General features: G+C 70.8%; 18 protein-coding genes. 12 read left to right on the top strand and 6 right to left on the bottom strand.

The window, feature by feature from the left end; genetic code table 11:
* Positions 1-201: 201 nt before the first annotated feature.
* Entirely contained in the window at positions 202-2,205 is a 2,004-nt protein-coding gene (locus ACFKCF_RS41640) for an ATP-dependent DNA helicase (protein ID WP_394500862.1), read from the bottom strand.
* Between the two features lie 230 nt (positions 2,206-2,435).
* Between ACFKCF_RS41640 and ACFKCF_RS41635 the strand changes: the two genes are divergently transcribed.
* Together ACFKCF_RS41635 and ACFKCF_RS41630 are read left to right on the top strand one after the other, a co-directional pair.
* Positions 2,436-3,689, top strand: coding sequence for a hypothetical protein (locus ACFKCF_RS41635; protein WP_394500861.1), 1,254 nt, complete (start codon positions 2,436-2,438; stop codon positions 3,687-3,689).
* A 34-nt stretch (positions 3,690-3,723) separates the two neighbouring features.
* Complete coding sequence (locus ACFKCF_RS41630; RefSeq protein ID WP_394500860.1) at positions 3,724-5,298, top strand: Na+/H+ antiporter; 1,575 nt, start codon at positions 3,724-3,726, stop codon at positions 5,296-5,298.
* Between the two features lie 19 nt (positions 5,299-5,317).
* On the opposite strand, the gene ACFKCF_RS41625 is transcribed toward ACFKCF_RS41630, so the two are convergent.
* Positions 5,318-5,575, bottom strand: a complete 258-nt coding sequence (locus ACFKCF_RS41625; RefSeq protein ID WP_364747060.1) for a UBP-type zinc finger domain-containing protein — start codon at positions 5,573-5,575, stop codon at positions 5,318-5,320.
* Positions 5,576-5,699: 124 nt separating this feature from the next.
* Here ACFKCF_RS41625 and ACFKCF_RS41620 point away from each other — a divergent pair, with 124 nt between their 5' ends.
* From ACFKCF_RS41620 to ACFKCF_RS41595, 6 genes are all read left to right on the top strand, one after another.
* Positions 5,700-6,461, top strand: coding sequence for an ABC transporter ATP-binding protein (locus ACFKCF_RS41620; protein ID WP_394500859.1), 762 nt, complete (start codon positions 5,700-5,702; stop codon positions 6,459-6,461).
* Positions 6,449-7,222, top strand: a complete 774-nt coding sequence (locus ACFKCF_RS41615) for an ABC transporter ATP-binding protein (protein ID WP_394500858.1) — start codon at positions 6,449-6,451, stop codon at positions 7,220-7,222. The genes ACFKCF_RS41620 and ACFKCF_RS41615 overlap by 13 nt, the downstream gene beginning before the upstream one ends.
* 62 nt (positions 7,223-7,284) lie before the next feature.
* On the top strand, positions 7,285-9,120 hold the full coding sequence (locus ACFKCF_RS41610; protein WP_394500857.1) for an AMP-dependent synthetase/ligase: 1,836 nt from the start codon (positions 7,285-7,287) through the stop codon (positions 9,118-9,120).
* Positions 9,117-10,004, top strand: coding sequence for a branched-chain amino acid ABC transporter permease (locus tag ACFKCF_RS41605; RefSeq protein WP_394500856.1), 888 nt, complete (start codon positions 9,117-9,119; stop codon positions 10,002-10,004). Before ACFKCF_RS41610 ends, ACFKCF_RS41605 begins: the two co-directional genes overlap by 4 nt.
* A complete protein-coding gene (locus ACFKCF_RS41600) occupies positions 10,001-11,167 on the top strand; it encodes a branched-chain amino acid ABC transporter permease (protein WP_394500855.1) in 1,167 nt (388 codons plus the stop codon). The genes ACFKCF_RS41605 and ACFKCF_RS41600 overlap by 4 nt, the downstream gene beginning before the upstream one ends.
* A 13-nt stretch (positions 11,168-11,180) precedes the next feature.
* A complete protein-coding gene (locus tag ACFKCF_RS41595; RefSeq protein WP_394500854.1) occupies positions 11,181-12,470 on the top strand; it encodes an ABC transporter substrate-binding protein in 1,290 nt (429 codons plus the stop codon).
* Positions 12,471-12,530: 60 nt separating this feature from the next.
* On the opposite strand, the gene ACFKCF_RS41590 is transcribed toward ACFKCF_RS41595, so the two are convergent.
* From ACFKCF_RS41590 to ACFKCF_RS41575, 4 genes are all read right to left on the bottom strand, one after another.
* Entirely contained in the window at positions 12,531-12,842 is a 312-nt protein-coding gene (locus tag ACFKCF_RS41590) for a hypothetical protein (RefSeq protein ID WP_394500853.1), read from the bottom strand.
* A gap of 230 nt (positions 12,843-13,072) precedes the next feature.
* Positions 13,073-13,990 carry a class A beta-lactamase gene (bla, locus tag ACFKCF_RS41585; protein ID WP_394500852.1) on the bottom strand — a complete coding sequence of 306 codons (918 nt, stop codon included), beginning with the start codon at positions 13,988-13,990 and terminating at the stop codon, positions 13,073-13,075.
* Positions 13,991-14,086: 96 nt separating this feature from the next.
* Positions 14,087-15,265 (bottom strand): MFS transporter, encoded by a 1,179-nt coding sequence (locus tag ACFKCF_RS41580; RefSeq protein ID WP_394500851.1) that lies wholly within the window; start codon positions 15,263-15,265, stop codon positions 14,087-14,089.
* Positions 15,266-15,410: 145 nt separating this feature from the next.
* A complete protein-coding gene (locus ACFKCF_RS41575) occupies positions 15,411-15,998 on the bottom strand; it encodes a winged helix-turn-helix domain-containing protein (RefSeq protein WP_394500850.1) in 588 nt (195 codons plus the stop codon).
* Between the two features lie 72 nt (positions 15,999-16,070).
* On the opposite strand from ACFKCF_RS41575, the gene ACFKCF_RS41570 reads away from it, so the two are divergent.
* The 4 genes from ACFKCF_RS41570 to ACFKCF_RS41555 all read left to right on the top strand — a co-directional run bounded on the left by ACFKCF_RS41570 (position 16,071) and on the right by ACFKCF_RS41555 (position 18,150).
* Positions 16,071-16,460 (top strand): hypothetical protein, encoded by a 390-nt coding sequence (locus tag ACFKCF_RS41570; protein ID WP_394500849.1) that lies wholly within the window; start codon positions 16,071-16,073, stop codon positions 16,458-16,460.
* 46 nt (positions 16,461-16,506) lie between these two features.
* Positions 16,507-16,833: a YidH family protein gene (locus tag ACFKCF_RS41565; protein ID WP_185077672.1), complete on the top strand. Its 327-nt coding sequence runs from the start codon at positions 16,507-16,509 to the stop codon at positions 16,831-16,833.
* Positions 16,834-16,850: 17 nt separating this feature from the next.
* On the top strand, positions 16,851-17,186 hold the full coding sequence (locus ACFKCF_RS41560) for a DUF202 domain-containing protein (RefSeq protein ID WP_394500848.1): 336 nt from the start codon (positions 16,851-16,853) through the stop codon (positions 17,184-17,186).
* A 640-nt stretch (positions 17,187-17,826) separates the two neighbouring features.
* Positions 17,827-18,150 (top strand): hypothetical protein, encoded by a 324-nt coding sequence (locus ACFKCF_RS41555; RefSeq protein WP_394500847.1) that lies wholly within the window; start codon positions 17,827-17,829, stop codon positions 18,148-18,150.
* The last annotated feature ends 1 nt before the right edge of the window (position 18,151 follow it).

Here is an 18,151-nt window from a genome sequence, read left to right as displayed (position 1 = left end):
CCGTGCTTCCCCCTTTCCCGCCGCCCACGTTGCGCCGAGCCCCGCCGCACGGCTTCTCGCCGCACCGGCGCCCGGGTGGCTCGGGGGCGGTGCCCAGTGGCTCGTGCTCGTGCCGGGTGGGGTGGCGGTGCTGGCCCACCGCGCCATCGGTGTCCGAGTGCCCGTGCCGAGTCGAGGGTGCGGTTCTGGGGGCGCGTGCGTTCAGGGGGTGGGGGAGTCGGAGGTGAGGCGTTTCAGGGCGGCTCGGGGGATGGCCGGGTCGGTGGTGCGCCAGAACGGGGGCAGGGAGCCCAGGAGGAAGCCGCTGTAGCGGGCCGTGACGAGCCGGGGGTCCAGGACGGCGATGACGCCCTTGTCGTCCTGGGCGCGCAGGAGGCGGCCGGCGCCCTGGGCGAGGAGGAGGGCGGCGTGGTTGGCCGCGACCGCCATGAAGCCGTTGCCGCCCCTGGCCGCCACGTGGCGCTGCCGGGCCGACGTCAGCGGGTCGTCCGGGCGCGGGAACGGCACCCGGTCGATGATCACCAGCCGCAGCGAGGGCCCCGGCACGTCCACGCCCTGCCACAGCGACAGCGTGCCGAACAGGCACGTGGGCTCGTCCTCGGCGAACTGCTTGACCAGCAGCATCGTCGAGTCGTCCCCCTGGCACAGCAGCGGCACGTCCAGCCGCTCGCGCAGCGCCTCCGTGGCCGCCTTGGCCGCGCGCATCGAGGAGAAGAGGCCCAGCGTGCGCCCCCCGGCCGCCTCGATCAGCTCGGCGATCTCGTCGAGGTACTGCTGTGGCAGCCCGTCGCGGCCGGGCTGGGGGAGGTGCTTGGCGACGTACAGGATGCCGGCGCGGGGGTGGTCGAACGGCGAGCCGACGTCGATGCCCTGCCAGCCCTTGCCGTCGCCGAGCCCCCACTGCGCGGCCAGCGCGTCGAACGTGCCGCCCAGGGCCAGCGTGGCGGAGGTGAGGATCACCGTGCGTTCGCCGAACAGCTTGTCGCGCAGCATGCCGCTCACCGTCAGCGGCGCGACCCGCAGGGCGGGCGGGCGCCGGTCGGTGCCCGCGTCGAGCCAGACCACCTCGGCGCGGTCGGACTCCGAGGCGTGGCCGTACGCCTCCAGCATGCGCACCGCCGTGTCGTGCACCTCGTCCAGCGCCGAGAACGCGGCCTTGCGCTGCCCCGCCTTGTCGGGGTCGTCCTTGTCGGCGCCGCGCGGCCCCATGGCCGTGACGCACCGCGCGGCCGAGTCGCGTACCAGCGCCAGCGTCAGGCCGAGCACCTGCGGCAGCTCGTCGATGCGTCCGGGCGGCGCGGCGGCCAGCAGCGCCTTGAGGTCCTCGCCCGCCTCCATGAGCTGGTCGGCGATCCCCTGCTCGATCAGCCTGCCCACCCGGCGCACCGCCAGCGCCACGGTCATCTCCGACAGCTCGCCGGTCACCACCGACGTCACCCGGTCGACCAGCTCGTGGGCCTCGTCCACGACCACGACCTCGTGCTCGGGCAGCACCGGCAGGTCGCCCATGGCGTCGATGGCCAGCAGCGCGTGGTTGGTCACCACGACGTCCACCTCGCCGGCCCGCGCCCTGGCCATCTCGGCGAAGCACTCGGCCCCGCTCGGGCAGCGGCTGGCCCCGAGGCACTCCTGCGCGCTCACGGAGAACTGCCGCCACGCCTGCTCGCTCACCCCGGGGACGAGCTCGTCGCGGTCGCCGGTCTCGGTCTCGTCGGCCCACTCCTGGATGCGCTGCACCATGCGGCCGGTCGCGCTCACCTCGCGGGGGTCGAAGAGCTGGTCCTGCTCGTCCTCCTCGGGCCAGCCCGCCGTCGCCTTGTAGCGGCACAGGTAGTTGCGGCGGCCCTTCAGGATCGCGAACGTCGGCTCGTGCGGCAGCTCCTTGCCCAGCGTCTCGGCCAGCCGGGGCAGGTCGCGGTCGACGAGCTGGCGCTGCAGCGCGATCGTGGCCGTGGAGACCACGACGGGCGAGTCGCTGTCCATCGCGTGACGGATCGACGGCACCAGGTACGCCAGCGACTTCCCGGTGCCCGTGCCAGCCTGGACCGCCAGGTGCTCTTCGCCGTCGATGGCCTGCTGCACGGCCTGGACCATGGTCATCTGGCCCTGCCGTTCGCTCCCTCCGAGAGCGTTTACCGCGACCTTGAGAAGTTCGTCCGCAGACGGGAGATGGGAGTCCGGCACGGCAGTAAACGCTACCCGCATTCCAGGGTCGCCGTGCCGAACGCGGTGTGATCGGCCGGATGCATCCCGGCGTTCCCGGATCCTCGCGGCGGCACCCGTGGCACACTGGGCGGTCGGGACTCCGACAGGTCGAAGAAGGTCTTCACACGGAGTGACCAAAGGGGTTCCCGGTGTAGATGGGAAGGCCGGTTCAAGAGGGTTTTCCGGGGTTGAGTGGACGGGAAAAGGCTGGTTAAAGCAGTATGTCTGCCATGTCGGAAGTTGTCCCGTTGCCGTCGTTCGGCGAAGTGTTCTTCGATGCGCGAGGTCAGGAGCGGTGTCTCCGCGTCACGTGGCATGAGGGCACGCTGGTCCTCAGCCTCTGGCGCGGCGAGATGTGCACCGCGAGCTTCCGCATGCCTATGGAGGACGTCGGGCGCCTGCTCGACACCCTCGATGAGGGTTTCGCCGAGGCCACGGGCGAGCAGCCCGCCGTGCCCGCGCACGACCCGGGCACCGAGGTCATCCCCGGCACCGGCCAGTACCAGCGGCCGACGCAGCCCGTCCAGCAGCCGCCGCAGCACCAGCCCGAGGAACGGCCGACGGCGGCCCTGTCGCCCAACGACGTCCTCGTGGCCAGGGGAGCCCCTCCTGCCCACCAGGACAAGCTGGTGGCCTCCTACGGTGAGACCACGGCCCCCAGGGACAGCATGCCCCCGGCGTACGGCGAGGCTCCCAGGGACGCCTACGGCGAGCGGGCCCCCTTCACCGGCCCCCAGTACGTCGAGACGACCGCCCCGCAGCAGCGCTACACCGGCGACCCGCTCAGCGGTCCCCAGTACACCGGTGATCCCTTCAGCGGTCCCCAGTACACCGGTGATCCCTTCAGCGGCCCGCAGTACACCGGCGATCCCCTCAGCGGCCCGCAGTACACCCCCGAGCCGCCCCAGTACGCCGGCCCGCCCGCCCAGGCCGACCCCTTCGCGGGCCCCCAGTACCTCGACAACGAGCCCGTCTACCAGATGCCCGGCGACCAGCGCCGCCCGGCGCCGCTGAGCACCGACCCGCTCGGCTTCCCCTCCCAGGCGGCCGCCCCGCACCAGCCGCCCCAGCACCGGCCCGACCCGTATCAGAACGACCCCTACCCGTCCGACCCCTACGCCCGCCGCTCCGACGCCTACCAGCAGCAGCCGCCGCCGCCGCACCAGCAGCAGGCTCCGGCCGCCGCGGGTCTGGGCACGCCCATGCACGGCATCCCGGGCGCGGGCCGGCGCCGTCCGGCCCCGCAGCCCGTCCACGACGACTACGCCGCCCCCCAGCCCCTGCGCGACGACTACGCCGCCTACCAGCAGAGTCCCGCGCCGAACCCGGTGGACCCGCTGTTGTCCATGGGCAGGCAGGAGCACCAGCAGCCCGACGCGCTGTCGCGCCCGTACGTCGTGGACCCCATGTTCTCCACGGGCGAACGCCTGCGGCCCGGCGAGCAGCCGGACTACCACGAGCGGAGCGACCGCAGGGAGTGGTGACACGCCGGGTCCGGGGGCCGGGTACGCTCCTCCCGTGAACCCGACCATGGGCCTGCAACTGTTGCTGGTCGCGGGCGGCGCGATCGGCGTGGCGGCCGTCGCCCGGCGCAAGGGCTGGCCCGCCCCTCTCCTGCTGGTGGCCGCCGGCCTGCTGGTGTCGCCGCTGGTGCCGGCGGTGCCGCTGCAGCCGGAGCTGGTGCTGTACGTCTTCCTGCCGCCGCTGCTCTACTCCGCCGCGTTCGACAGCTCCTACCTGCGCCTTCGTGACGTCAAACGGCCCGTGGCGCTGCTGTCGGTCGGGCTCGTGCTGTTCACCACCGCCGCCGTCGGACTGGTGGTCCACCTGCTGCTGCCGCAGCTCCCGCTCGCGCTGGCGTTCGCGCTGGGCGCGATCATCGCGCCTCCCGACGCCGTGGCCGCCGTCGCGGTCGGCCGCCGGCTGGGCCTGCCGCGCAGGGCGCTGACGATCCTGGTCGGCGAGAGCCTGTTCAACGACGCCACGGCGCTGACGCTCTACCGGGTCGCCGTCGGGGCCGCGCTGGGCGGCACTCTGGACATGTGGCACGGCCTCGGTGACTTCGCGCTCGCCGCGGCGGGCGGCGTGGCGATCGGGCTGGCGCTGGCGTTCGCGCTGGCCTGGCTGTTCCGGCACACGCGCGACTCCCTGGTCGAGAACACGCTGATGCTGCTGATCCCGTTCGCCGCCTACCTCGCGGCGGAGAGCGTGCATGCCTCGGGCGTGATCGCGGTCGTGATCGTCGGCCTCTATCTGGGCAACCGCATGCACCTGCAGGGGTTCGGCACCCGGCTGGTGTCGGGCGCGGTGTGGAAGGTCACCGACTTCCTCCTGGAGACGATCGTGTTCGCCCTGATCGGGCTCCAGCTCACGACCGTCATCCAGGGCATCTCCGGCTACGACCCGTGGGCGGTCGCGGGCTACGCCGCCGCCGTGCTGGCGGTGACGATCGTCAGCAGGTTCGTGTGGGTGTTCACGGTGACGTACCTGACCAAGCTGGTGAGCAGGGGCAGCGCGCCCACCGTGCCGCAGGCGGTGATCCTCGGCTGGGCGGGCATGCGCGGCGTGGTGTCGCTGGCGGCGGCCTTCGCCATCCCGCCGGACATCCCCGCGCGGGACCGCGCGATGCTGCTGTTCCTGACGTTCACGACCGTGATCGGCACGCTGCTCATCCAGGGCACCACGTTCCCGGCGCTGATCAGGCGGCTGCGCGTGTCGAGCGATCAGGAGCAGTACGAAGACCGCCTGGCCGAGGCGGCGGCCCAGCAGGCCGCGCTGGAGGCCGGGCTGGCGGAGCTCGAACGGCTCGTCGCAGAGCAGGGCGAGCCCGACGAGATCCAGAAGCAGGTCATCGACCAGCTCAGGGAGAAGTCCTGGCGCCGCTCGCTGAGCGCCTGGGAGCGCCTGGGCGGCGGCACGGGGCAGGGCGGTGCGGAGACCCCCAGCTCCCTCTACCGCCGCCTGCGCCGTGACATGCTCCAGGCCGAGCGCCAGATCTTCGTACGGCTGCGCGACGAGCGCCGCCTCGACGACGAGGTGATGCGCGACGTGATGGCGCAGCTCGACTTCGAGGAGGCGATCCTGGAGCGCTAGCCGGCGAGAGCCGCGCCGCTCAGCCCATCGCGCTGTCGACGAAGCACCAGCGCCAGTCCTCACCGCGTTCGTAGGACTGGATCACCGGGTGGGCCGTCTCGTGGTAGTGCTGGGTGGCGTGCTTGCCCGGCGAGGAGTCGCAGCAGCCGATGTGCCCGCACTCGAGGCAGCGCCGCAGGTGCACCCAGCGGCCCCCGACGGCCAGGCACTCCTCGCAGCCCTCCGGCGTCTTCGCGGCCGGATCGTCCGCCTGGGAAAGATGCTCGCAAATTGCCATAGGAGAAATCCTAGGACCAGCGACACGATCAAATTTCGCCCGCCCCTCTTGTCGGCCGCCGGGCAAGCGTGGACATTGTGCTCATCGGGGGAGTGACACAGGCCACACCATCCCTGGAGCCGGCGTGCTGGAGGTCCGCAACCTTGAAGTCGTCTACGACGACGTGATGCTCGTGCTGCGCGGCGTGAGCCTCAGCGTCCCGCCTGGGGCGATCGTGGCGCTGCTCGGCGCGAACGGCGCGGGCAAGACGACCTTGCTGCGTGCCCTGTCCGGGCTGCTCGACGTGCACGACGGCGAGATCACCAAGGGCAGCGTGACGCTGGAGGGCGAGCCCATCCACCACCTCAGACCCGCCCAGATCGTGCGGCGCGGGGTGAGCCAGGTGATGGAGGGCCGCCGCATCCTCGCCGAGCTGACCGTCGAGGAGAACCTCAAGGTCGGCGGCCACACGGCGGCCGAGTCCCACCTGGACCGCGTCTACGGCCTGTTCCCGCTGCTGCGGGAGCGGCGCAGGAGCGTGTCCGGCTACCTGTCGGGCGGCGAGCAGCAGATGCTGGCCGTCGGCCGCGCCCTCATGGCCGGGCCGAAGTACCTGCTGCTGGACGAGCCCAGCCTGGGCCTCGCGCCGTCGCTGGTGGCCCAGGTGCGCGACCTCATCGTCGAGATCAACCGCCAGGGCACCACGGTCCTGCTGGTCGAGCAGAACGCCACGATGGCCCTGTCCATCGCCTCCCACGGCTACGTCATGGAGACCGGCAAGATCGTGATGGACAAGCCGTCCGGCGAACTGCTCGCCGACGAGGACATCAAGGAGTTCTACCTGGGGGCCGTCAGGTCCTTCCGCGAGGTCAAGCACTACAAGCGGAGGAAACGATGGCTCTCCTGACGTTCGAGGACGTGCACCTGAGCTTCGCCGGCGTCAAGGCCGTCGACGGCGTCTCGTTCGAGGTCCGGCAGGCCGAGCTGCTGGCCGTCATCGGGCCGAACGGCGCGGGCAAGACCTCGATCTTCAACGTGCTCTCGGGGGTCTACCGGCCCCAGCGCGGCCGGGTCACGTTCCTGGGCGAGGACCTGCTGCCGAAGCGGCCGCACGAGATCGCCGCCATGGGCCTGGCCAGGACGTTCCAGAACGTCGAGCTGTTCCACAACCTGACCGTCCTGGACAACCTCATGCTCGGCCGCCACCACCACTTCCGCTACGGCGCCCTGGCCGCGCTGCTGTGGTACGGGCGGGCCAGGCGCGCGGAGCTGGCCGCCCGCGCCCAGGTCGAGGAGATCATCGACTTCCTCGAACTCGAGGCCTGGCGGCGCCATCCCGTGCGGCTGCTGCCGTACGGGATCCAGAAGCGGGTCGAGCTGGGCCGGGCGCTGGCCATGGAGCCCCGGCTGCTCCTGCTGGACGAGCCGGTGGCCGGCATGAACCTGGAGGAGACCGAGGACATGGCCAGGTTCGTGCTGGACATCCGGGATGAGCTGGGCATCCCGATCGTCCTCGTGGACCATGACATGGCCCTGGTGATGGACCTGGCCGACCGGGTGCTCGTGCTCGACTTCGGCCGTCCGGTCGCCCTAGGCACCCCGGCCGAGGTCCAGCAGAACCCCAAGGTCATCGAGGCGTACCTGGGAGGAGCGAACCCGACGCAGTGAGCGGAGTGGAGGCCCGACGAAGGAGGGACTCCGCGGAGCGAATGAGGAGTGGTGAGCGACCAATGAGCACGAGCCGCATGAGCATCGTCACCAGGGTGCGGGACCGTGCGCGCAGCACCCCCGGAGCGGTCGCCATGCGGCACAAGGACCTGGGCATCTGGCGGGAGGTCACCTGGGCCGCGTACTGGACGCAGGTGGAGCTCGTCGCCCACGCCCTGCTCGCCCTCGGCGTCGAGCCCGGGGACCGCGTCGCCATCCACTCCGAGAACCGCCCCGAATGGCTCTACGGCGACCTCGGCACGGTCGCCGTCAGGGGCATCACCGTCGGCCTCTACCCCACGAACCCGCCCGCCGAGGTCGCCTACCTCCTCGCGGACTCCGGCGCGAAGATCCTCATCGCCGAGGACCAGGAGCAGGTGGACAAGGCGCTCAAGGTCCTCGGCGAGTGCCCCGAGCTGCGGCGCATCGTCTACCTGGAGCCGCGCGGCATCCGCGGCCGCTACGACGACGACGTCCTGATGTCCTGGCCCGAACTGCTCGCCCTCGGGGCCGAGCACCGCGCCGGGCACCCCGGCGCGGTGGCGGGCCGCATGGCCGAGGCCGAGCCCGGCGACGTGATGACGCTCATCTACACCTCGGGCACCACGGGACCGCCCAAGGGCGTCATGCTCACGATCGGGAACGTGGAGTTCGCCGTCAGCACGCTCGTGCTGGGCGGCGGCTTCACCTCCCCGCCGCCCTCCGAACGCGACCTGGCGCTGTCGTACCTGCCGCTGTGCCACGTGGCCGAGCGGGCGTTCACCGTGTGGTTCAACTCGGCCGCCGGCGTGCAGGTGAACTTCGCCGAGTCCATCGACACCGTGCAGGCCAACCTGCGGGAGGTGCAGCCGACGATCCTGTTCGGGGTGCCGCGGATCTGGGAGAAGGTCCTGGCCCAGGTCGACATCCGGCTGGCGTCGGCCTCGCCGGTCAAGCGGGCGGTGACCCGGTTCTGGCTGCGGGTGGCCGACCGGATCGGCGACGCGCTGGTGCGCACGGGCGGCCGGCACACGTTCGGGACGCGGCTGGCGTACGCGCTGGGCTGGGTATTCTGCTACCGCTCGCTGCGCGAGCGGCTCGGGATGCGTCGGGTCAGGTACGCGGCCTCGGGGGCCGCGCCGATCGCGCCCGGCGTGCTCAAGTTCTACATGGGGATCGGCATCCCCATGCACGAGGTGTACGGGATGAGCGAGAACACCGCCATCGCCACCGCCAACCGGCCCGGCAGGGTGCGCCTGGGCACGGTCGGCGAGCCGCACCCCGGCATCGAGCTGAAGATCGACGAGGCCACCGGCGAGATCATGACCCGGCATCCGGGGAACTTCGCCGGCTACTGGCGCAACCCGCGGGCCACGGCCGACGTGCTGGACGAGGACGGCTGGCTGCACACCGGGGACGTGGGCGAGTTCGCCGAGGGCACGCACGTGCGGATCACCGACAGGATGAAGGACATCATCATCACGGCCGGCGGCAAGAACGTCGCGCCCAGCGAGATCGAGAACGCGCTGAAGGCGTCGCCGTACCTGAAGGAAGCGATCGTGATCGGGGACCAGCGGCCGTACCTGGTGGCGCTCATCGGGATCGAGCCGGACACGGTGGGGGAGTGGGCGCGGCGGCGCGGGCTGCCGTACACGACCTATCGGGATCTGTCGGAGAAGCCGGAGACGCGGGAGCTGGTCCGAGGGATCGTCGACGAGGTGAACACCCGCTTCGCCCGGGTCGAGCAGGTGCGGAGGTTCGCGTTCCTGCCCAAGGAGCTTGACCACGAGGACGGCGAGCTGACCGCCACCCAGAAGGTCAAGCGCGCCGCCGTCGCCAAGCTCTTCGAGGACCTGGTGGAAGGGATGTACGCCCGGTGAAGGGGCTGCTCGAGACCGTGATCAGGGGCCTGGGGAACGGCTCGGTGTACGCGCTGCTCGCGCTCGGGTTCGTGATCATCTACAAGGCCACCCGGGTGATCAGCTTCGCGCAGCCCGCGCTGATGCTGGCCGGGGCCGTGGCGGTGAGCTACCTGGCCGAGGTGACCGGCTTCTACGCCGCCGTCCTGCTGTCGGCGCTGCTCATCGCCCTGGTGGCGCTCGGGATCGAGCGGGTCGCGATCAGGCCGATGGTGGGGCGGCCCGTGTTCGTCGTGGCGATCATCACGCTCGGCATCGACGTGGTGGTGCGGGTGGTGGTGAACGGCTTCATCGGCCGGGACGTGCGGCAGGTCGGGGACCCGTGGGGGTTCACGCAGGTGTCGCTCGGGCCGCTGGTCGTGCAGCGCCGCTGGCTGGCCATGCTCCTGGTCACGGCGGTGCTGGTGGCGCTGCTGTTCGCGTTCTTCCGCTACACGAGGTACGGGCTGGCGATGCGGGCGGCGGCCTTCGACCAGGAGACCGCGCTGGCGCAGGGTATCTCGGTGGGGGCCGTGTTCGCGCTGTCGTGGGCGCTGGCGGGGTTCCTGGCGGCCGTGGCCGGGATGTTCGTCGGGACCGGGCAGGGGATCGAGCAGCTCACCTGGGTGGTCGCGTTGAAGGCGCTGCCGGCGATCATCGTGGGCGGGCTCGACTCGCTCGGCGGCGCGGTCGTCGGCGGGCTGGTGATCGGGGTCGTGGAGTCGCTGTTCCAGTCGTACCAGGGGGAGTTCGCGCCCTGGCTGGGGCAGAACGTGGCGATCGTCTCGCCGTACATCGTGATGTTGATCGTCCTGCTGGTCAGGCCGTACGGCCTGTTCGGGACCCGGGAGGTCGAGCGGGTATGACCGAGACGCGATCCGCGGCGCCCTCCGCCGTTCCTGACATACCGACCGGACGGTCTCGCCGGGTGCGCGGGCGGCCGCTGCTCTACACCTCCTACGCCCAGGACATGGCGCTGCTCGACACGCGGGCGAAGCGGGTTTGGACGGGGCTGCTGGTGCTGCTGGCGTTCGGGCTGGCGGTGCTGTTGCAGGACCGGTCACTGGAGGTGCTGGCGGGCGCGTACGCGCTGGCCATCGGCGCCATCGGCCTCAACATCGTCACCGGCTACGCGGGGCAGGTCTCGCTCGGCCACGCGTTCTTCGTCGCCATCGGCGCCTACACCGCCGCCGCCCTGTCCGGCCCTGTGGACGGCGAGCGCATCGGGTTGGGCCTCGCGGAGATCTGGATCTGGCTGCCCGCGGCCGGACTCGTCGCCGCGGTGGCCGGGGTGCTGGTCGCGCCCCTGGCCACCCGCCTGCGCGGCCTCTACCTGGCCGTCGTCACGCTCGGGCTGGTGTTCCTCGGCGAGCACGTCTTCAAGGAGTGGCAGGAGCTCACCGGCGGGCCCGGGGTCGGGCGCGAGGCGGCGGTGCCGCAGCTCTTCGGCGTGCGTCTCGACCAGGACGGGCCGCTCGGCACCAAGGAGCAGTCGCTGTACGTGCTCATGCTGGCGCTGCTCGTCGTCTTCGCCCTGGCGGCCCGCAACCTCGCCCGCTCGCGCGTCGGCCGCGCCTTCGCCGCCATCCGCGACCGGGACATCGCGGCCGAGGTCATCGGGGTGCCGCTCACCCGCTACAAGGTCCTGGCCTTCGGCATCTCGTCGTTCTACGCGGGCTGCGCCGGGGGCCTGCTCTACACGATCTCCGGCTACGTCGAGCCGGGGTCGTTCAGCCTGCTGCTGTCCGTGCAGTTCATCGCGATGGTGCTGATCGGCGGCGTGGCCACCGTGTCGGGGTCGATCGCGGGGGCGCTGTTCATCTCGCTGCTGCAGCCGCTGACCAGGTCGCTGCCGGCGCTGGTGCCGTTCGTGAGCGCGGACACCACGCGGACGCCGAACGTGTTCCAGGTCGAGACCGTGCTGTACGGGCTGCTCATCGTGGTGTTCCTGATCTTCGAACCGCGGGGCCTGTTCGGCCTGTGGATTCGAGCTCGCAATTACTGGAAGTCCTGGCCTTTCTCCTACTAGAAGGTGATTTTTCATGAAGAGTCGCTATGCAGCGGGATTTATCGCCATAGTGGCCCTTCTGTCCGCATGCGGCGTCTTCCGGGGGGACGACGAGGGCAGCAAGGGCGGCGCCCAGGCTCCAGGTGTCACCACCGCACCCTGCCCCACCGCGGTCGACACCAAGAAGGGCTGCATCTACCTCGGCACGATCTCCGACCTGACCTCCGGCCCCTTCGCCGCGCTGGCCGTGCCGATCACCGAGGCCCAGAAGGCGTTCTGGGCCCGCGTCAACAAGGCCGGCGGCATAGGCGGCAAGTACGAGGTCGACGTCACCAAGTACGTACGGGACAACAAGTACAACCCGGAGGTGCACCGCCAGGTCTACAACGAGATCAAGGACCACGTGCTCGCGCTGGCCCAGACGCTCGGCTCGCCCACGACCGCCGCCATCATCGGCGACCTCAAGGCCAACAGCATCGTTGCCGCCCCCGCCTCGTGGACCTCGGCCTGGGAGTTCGAGGACGTCATGATCGAGAGCGGCTCCAACTACTGCGTCGAGGCCATGAACTCCGTGGACTACGCGATGGACACGTACAAGCCGAAGTCGGTCATGGCCGTCCACCTGGCCGGTGACTACGGCGCGGACGCCGCCGCCGGCGCCAAGATCGCCGCCGAGCGCAACGGACTGAAGTTCACCAGCGTCGAGACCCCCTCCGGCGCCACCGAGCAGGGCCGGGCCATCACCGAGATCACCAAGAACAAGCCCGACCTGGTCATCCTCACCACCGGCCCGGCCGACGCCGCCACGATCATCGGCCAGGCGGCCGCGGCCGGCTACAAGGGCCGCTTCATCGGCACCGGCCCCACCTGGAACCCGGCCCTGTTGAAGTCTCCCGCCGCCCCCGCCCTCAAGGCCCTGTACGAGCAGTCGGCCCCGGGCAGGCCGTGGGACGCCGACACCCCGGGCCACAAGGCGATGCGCGACGCGCTGCCCGGCGTGACGCCCAACGACGGGTACACCTCGGGCTGGGCCTGGGCATACCCGATGAAGGCGGCCCTGGACGCGATGGTGGCCGGCGGGGACGTGAGCCGCAAGGGGCTGCTGGCGGCCGTCAAGACGCTGAGGACGGTGGACTACGAGGGCATGCTCCCGCCGGAGGCGGGCAACTACGCGGACGCGTCGAGCGCCGCGGTGTTCAGGCAGACGCTGATCAACAAGGTCGACGAGCAGGCGCCGACGGGCGTGACGATCGTCAAGGACTTCTTCGCGGGTCCGACGGCGCAGGCGTACACGTTCGACGGTCCTTGCTTCAACAAGCTCTAGGGAACGCGAAGGGCGGACTCGCGTGCTTCACGAGTCCGCCCTTTCACGGTTGGTCAGGCGCTAGTTGGCGCTGACCTTGCGCTGGATGTCGATGAGGATGTTCATCATCTCGCTCTGGTTGCCCTGCAGCTCGTTGAACTTGGTCGTGAACTTGGCGTCGATCTCCTCGAACTTCGTGTCCATCTTGGTGTCGAGGGCGGTGACCCGCTCGTCGAGGACGGTGACCTTGGCGTCGAGGGTCTTGACGTGGTTGGCCACGCCGTTGATCCGCTCGGTGAGCTGCTGCCCGAGCTCCGCCTGGTCCGCCCGGAGCCGGATGAACTCGTTGTCCAACTCGGTGCCGAGGTTGCAGCAGAGTTCCTTGAAGCTCATGTTGATCTCCCTTACGGTGGGGGGTAAGGGACCGGGGATGGTAGCGATCTCCGGTCCCGCTTCTTTGCCAAGAAGATACCCCTTCAATTGGCGATCACAAGCGGAATCGAATGAAGATTCCCCTGGTCAGCGGGCAAGCGGCACCTTAAGTCCGGAATTATCCGCCCAAATTTGAAAGAATTATTTTCAGGTTCAGCGCGGGTGCGAATGGGGTATCGAAACCGGCGCTCTCAGAGCTTGCCGAGGCCGCGGGCCAGGATGGTGGCCGTGCGGGCGATGGCCGTGTCGTCGCCGGACTCGCCCGCGCTGCGGTTGGTGTAGATGGCCATGATGATGGGAGACGCGCCCTTCTTGGGCCAGATGACCGCGATGTCGTTCGCTCCGCCGAAAGCGCCGTTCGTGCCGGTCTTGTCGCCGATCGTCCAGGTCTTCGGCAGGCCGGCGCGGATGCGGGCGTCCCCGGTCTTGGTCGCGATCATCCAGGCGTTGAGCTGCTCCCGGTCCTTGGCGGTGAGCGCGTTGCCGGTCGTGACCGCGCGCAGGTCGCGTGCGATGGACGAGGGCGTGGTGGTGTCGCGCTTCTCCTTGGGCGTCCAGTCGTTCAGCTCGGTCTCCCAGCGGTCCAGGCGGGAGATCGGGTCCTTGAGCGTGCGGAAGTAGCGCGTCAGGCCGGCCGGGCCGCCGATCTGCTTGAGCACCATGTTGCCCGCGGTGTTGTCGCTCAGGGTGATGGTCGCCTCGCACAGCCGGCTGACGGTCAGGCCGTCCTTCACGTGCTCCTCGGTGGTGGGGGAGTTCGGCTTGAGGTCGTCGGCCGTCCAGCGCACGACCTTCTCCATCAGCCCGGGGTCGGAGGTGCTTGCCTTGTGCAGCACGGCCGCGCAGGCCATCGCCTTGAACGTGGACAGCAGCGGGAACCGCTCGTTCGACCGGTAGCCGATCGTCCTGCCGGTGGCGGTGTCGATGGCGTACGCGCCGATGCGCCCCTTGAACGACGCCTCCAGCGCGCGCAGCTCCTTGCGCGCCTGGGCCTCGCCCGAGAGCGCCTGCACGGAGCTCGTGGCCGAGGCCGCGCCCGCCGGGAGGGCGCCGCCCGCCAGGAAGGAGATCGTCAACGTGGCAACTGCCGTGAGGCGGCGGTTTCGCATGCTTTGTCCTTGCGGTCGTCCGTCAATGGGCTAGGAGCAAAGCAGATGCGATCACCAGGTGTCTAATAGCGATATCGCGAAGGATTCGATATCGGTTCACGCATGAGCGCACGTCAGAACCATGATCCCGGCGACGATCAGCCCGGCGGCGTGCACGCACAACGCGGGCACGACCCCGGCCGCCCCGCCGAGCACCCCCGCCAGTCCCATGCCGGCCAGCGCGGTGGTCGCGTGGGCGCTGCCCAGGACGCCGAACACGGCCCCCCGCCGGTCGTCGCCGACGACGCTCTGGGCCAGCGTGCTGAACCCCGCCATCGCGGCCGCAGCGGGCACCCCGGCCAGCCCGATCAGCACCAGCGCCGGCCACAGCGCGGTCACCGCCAGCGGGTAGGTGAACAGCGCCAGGTCCACGAGCCCGAAGACGACCGTCGCCCCGCCCAGCAGCACCCGAGGGGCGGCGCGCCCCGGCCGGAGCGCCACGACGAGCCCGCCCAGGATGCCGCCGACCGCCTGCACCGACAGGAACAGCCCGTAGGCGTCGCCCTCGCCGCCGAGCACGTCGCTCACGAAGGGCGCGGCGAGCGTGGCGAAGATCCCCTCGCCGAGCCCCGTGATCATCATGTACGCCACCAGCAGGCGGACGCCCGCGTCCCCCATGGCCAGGCGGAGCCCGGCGACCCACTGCCCGCCCATCGTCGCCGCCCTCGCCGGGCGTCCGGGCGGCCGGAGGGTGGCCTGCAGGGCCGCGGAGACCAGAAAACTCGCCACGTCGATCAGCACGACCGCGGCGAGCCCTCCGGCGCTGACGGCGAGCCCGCCCAGCATCGCCCCCAGCAGGCGGGCGACCTGGCCGGTCTGGCCGTGCAGGGCGTTGGCCCGTACGAGCTGCGACTCCGCCACGACCTGCGGCACGAGGGCCTTCTGCGCGGGGGCGAGCACGGTGCTCAGGACGCCGGTCCAGAGCGCGACGGCGTACACGATCCACACCTGGCCCGGCCCGCGTACGGCCAGCAGCGGCAGCAGGCCCAGCGCGAGCAGCACGTCGGTGACGACCAGCACCCGGCGGCGATCCCACCGGTCGGCCAGCACCCCGGCCACCGACCCGAGCACGACGTCGGGCAGCCGCGAGACCAGCAGCATGATCGCGGTGGACAGCGTGGAGCCGGTGAGGCGATAGACGTGGAACGCCAGCCCGGTGCTGATCACCCAGTCGCCGGTCTGCGAGATCAGCCCGGCGAGGAGCAGGCGACGGTAGTCCCGGTTGCCGCCTAACAACGCGCGAACCCCGCCGCCCTCGTCTCGGCTGCCGCTTGGCGCGCGGTGCCCTCCGATCCCGTCTCGGCCCCCGCCCGAAGGCGTGCGGCGGCCCCCGCCCGAAGGCGCGCGGCGTCCCTCGTCCGACGGCGTGCCCTCGGCCCGGTCAGTCACCGGAGTCCGTGGGTGGCAGGGGGACGACCAGTTGCGTCACCAGCACGGGCCGGGCGCCGTCGGGGCGGGTGGAGGGGTCGTCGACGCGGGCCATCAGCGGCCCGAGCAGCTCGGCCACCGCCGCGCCCAGCACCTTCACCTCCTCCGGCGTGGCGTAGAGGTACAGGTTCCCCACGCCGCCCACCCCCCGCCACTCCTCGGGCTCGTCCCCCCGGTGCTGCTGCCACTCGGCCAGGCGTGACAGCGCGCGCTCGGCGATCACCTGCTCCAGCAGGCTGCGGGCGGCCGCCTGCTCCGGCCCGGCCGCGTCGTCGTCCCACTCCTGGACGGTCTCGGTCGCCTTCCACGGCCGCTCGCGCTCGTCGCGCGCCTCCGCCTGCTCCACGAAGCCGTACTTGGCCAGCTGCCGCAGGTGGTACGAGGCCAGCGCCTGGCTGATGCCCACCTCCCGCGCGGCGTCGGCGGCGGTCATCGCGCCCGCCCTCATCAGCAGCTCGTGCAGCGCCAGCCGGACCGGATGCGCGAACGCCCGCATCGCGGCCGGGTCGCTGAGCCGTCGCCGCGAGGATTCCAAGGACATGCTTGGAATCTTGGGCACCTGTCGCCGAAGATGTCAAGGGAACCTTTGGAATGCGTTGGGTAGGGTCGAAGCATGCGACTCCTCAAGAGCCGATTCGTGCCCCTGGCCGCCTTCGCCCTCTGCGTCTTCGCCGCCGGATGCGGTGAGGTCAACAGCACCATCGACAAGGCCCAAGCGTGCCTCGAAGCCCCGAAGATCGTCGCCGACCTTGGCGCCCAGCTCAAGACACTCGCTGACGATCCCAAGGCCATGGACAAGGCCCTCGACGACGCCGCCACCAAGCTCAACGACGTGGCCGACAAGGCCGCCAACACCACGATCAAAGAAGCCTCCGACGACCTGGCCAAGACGCTGAGCGGGATCAACGTCAAGGACGTCAACGACGCCGTGGACGCGACCCAGAAGGTCCTCACTGAGAGCGCGGCCTACGCCGAGAAGGTGGCCAAGGCCTGTACTGGCTGAATCCCGACTTCTCTAGGGGAAATGGGGACGAATTACCGTTTTTCCCATGGAGCCCGACCCGCGTTTCACCTTGGCCAATGAACGAACCTTCCTCACCTGGCTGAGCACGGCGCTGGCGCTCAGCGCGGGTGGGGTGGCGATGGCGGCGGTGCCGGAGCACGTGTTCGTGCCGTGGATCCGTACCGCGCTGGCCGTGGTGCTGGTGACGCTCTCCGCGCTCGCGGCGGGCATGGCGTATCCGCGCTGGCGCAACATCCAGCGCGCCCTGCGCCAGCAGGCGCCGCTGCCGCCGCCCGCGCTCGCGGCGGTCTTCGGGTACGGCGTGGCGGCCGTGGCGGTGATCGCCCTCGTGCTGATCATCCTGGCCGCCTGAGCCCGAGGCCGGACGAGATGGCCCCGGAGAAGGAGATCTGGGACGAGGGGCTGCAGAGCGAGCGCACCCGGCTGGCCTGGGTGCGCACGGCCGTGGCGCTGGCCACCGGTGGGCTCGGCGCGGCCGGGCTGTCCCTCAGGCACGGCCTGCCCGTGCCCTCGGTGGTGGCGTTCGCGCTGGCCGCGCTCTGCGGCGCCGTGCTGTTGATCAGGACCGGGGCGCGGTTCCGCCGCGTGCAGGAGGCCCTGCACGGCGGCAAGCCGCTGGACCCGGGGCTCGACGTGCTGTTCGCGTGGCTCGGCACCTTGTGCGTGGTGGCCGGTGCCCTCACCTTCGTCTTCGCGATTCGGTAAGCGCGGTTGCCAGATCTGGGCAAGGAGGCACACACTCGAAGGTGAGGGGGTGACCTCGTTGGAAGAAGAACACCGGATCGTGCCTTTCGAGTGCCGCGGTTGCTGGCACGTGTGGGAAGAGGAGTACCTCGTCAGGCGCATCGACGACCGTCACGGAAACGAGCGGGAGATCTGGCTGCGCGCCGGCCTCCCCGTCCTGCCGCCGTCACCGGGGGGCGTCATGTGCCCGAGGTGCGGGAGTCAGCAGGCCACGACCTTCCCGGACGGTTACCTGTCCCGACATCCGGAGCTGATCCCGCCCGCGGAGTCCCCCGGGCCAGACGCGACTCCGCTGCTCAGCCCGGTCCCCAGGCCGTATTACCTCGATGCCGCCGAGCGCGTCGTCTCAGGCAGGGGGCAACCCCGACCACACCATGAACGTCTAACCTGACACTTGGTGAGCATTTCGTAGCGGCAAGTGTCAGAAAGCCCGTCTTGCGGGCGCGCGAAGTCAAGCGGACACTCAGGATCGACGGCGATCAGAAGCCGGGGGGTGGTCCCAGTGACCGAAGGGTTCGACACCCGCGAGACGTGGCCTTTCGAATGCCTTCGCTGCTTATACGTCTGGGAAGAGAATTTCGTCGTCAGACATCTCTCAGACGTGCACGGCAACGAGGTGGAGCTCTGGCTCAGCGCGGGAGTGACCGTGCCGCCGCCCTGGTCGGGCACCTGCTGCCCGCACTGCGGCGCGTACCACGTGACCTCCTTCCCCACGGGATACCTGGCGCGACATCCCGAACTCGTATCCGCCCCGGATCCGGAGCCCGCGCCGGCCTTGGCCGCGGCGACGCCGGAGCCGGGCAGGGTGTCCGCACCGCGGACCCACCTGCCCGGCAGGCTGCTGATCGCGCTCGGGGTGCCGCTGGCGCTGTTCGTCGGGTACGAGTTGTACGCGAACGCCGTGGCCCTGGCGCACCATCACTAGG

Origin of the sequence: Nonomuraea sp. JJY05 (assembly GCF_043496855.1) — a bacterium.
Classification (GTDB): domain Bacteria; phylum Actinomycetota; class Actinomycetes; order Streptosporangiales; family Streptosporangiaceae; genus Nonomuraea.
The sequence above is the reverse complement of the archived record's forward strand: the minus strand, read 5'-3'. Positions and strand labels throughout refer to the sequence as shown.